Genomic DNA, 295 nt, shown 5'->3' on the forward strand with positions numbered 1-295 from the left:
GATGAACCACAGCCGCTGCTGGGCGAACGACAACGGCACCCGCTCCGGACGCTCCCGCGGTGACAACTCCAGCCGAGCCTCGTCAGCCCCAGCCAGACGCCCGGCAAGACCGGCAACCGTCGGCGCCTCGAACAGGTCCCGCAACGGCACCTCGACACCCAGCACCGCACGAATCCGGCTCACCAGCCGTACCGCGAGAAGAGAATGCCCGCCGAGAGCGAAGAAGCTGTCATCCACACCGACCCGCCCCAGGCCGAGCACCTCGGCGAAGGCGGCGCACAGGATCTCCTCCCGT

1 protein-coding gene is annotated in these 295 nt (G+C 69.2%); it reads right to left on the reverse strand.

The genetic code is table 11. The features are described 5' to 3' along the window. The coding region (locus GTY56_RS00915) for a phosphopantetheine-binding protein (RefSeq protein ID WP_161361501.1) at positions 1 to 295 on the reverse strand (295 nt) is incomplete at both ends.

It is taken from the genome of Streptomyces sp. SID5643 (assembly GCF_009872555.1).
GTDB classification, from domain to species: domain Bacteria; phylum Actinomycetota; class Actinomycetes; order Streptomycetales; family Streptomycetaceae; genus Streptomyces; species Streptomyces iakyrus.